The sequence below is a fragment of the Rhizobium ecuadorense genome (assembly GCF_001187535.1).
In the GTDB taxonomy this organism is placed as follows: domain Bacteria; phylum Pseudomonadota; class Alphaproteobacteria; order Rhizobiales; family Rhizobiaceae; genus Rhizobium; species Rhizobium ecuadorense.
Genome location: NZ_LFIO01000971.1, coordinates 1 through 280 on the forward strand (window position 1 = coordinate 1; position 280 = coordinate 280).

Annotated in this window: 1 pseudogene; it reads left to right on the forward strand. The window is 61.4% G+C overall.

What is annotated here, in order from left to right:
- Window positions 1-100 precede the first annotated feature (100 nt).
- Window positions 101-280: pseudogene (locus tag AF337_RS45495) on the forward strand (nitroreductase family protein); the annotation flags it as partial.

Sequence of the window (280 nt, forward strand, 5' to 3'; positions counted from 1 at the left end):
CTATCGCCGTTTCCGCCGCGCCTCCTTCATCGATGGCGCAGAGTCGCGCGAAAACCGGCGGGCACATATCCATCTCCTGGCGCATATGTTGGAATACGGAATGTCGCTTTCCAATCCACGCAACGGCTTCGGCATGGACAAGGTGCGGCTGCTGGCGGTGGAGACGCGTCGCTATATCGAGCAGCATGGCCGCGACGCTTCGGCCGATATCAGCCTTTCCGTGCTCTCGGCCTATGTCGACTTCAACGCGGAGCAGGGCGATGTCAGCGAGGCACAGGCA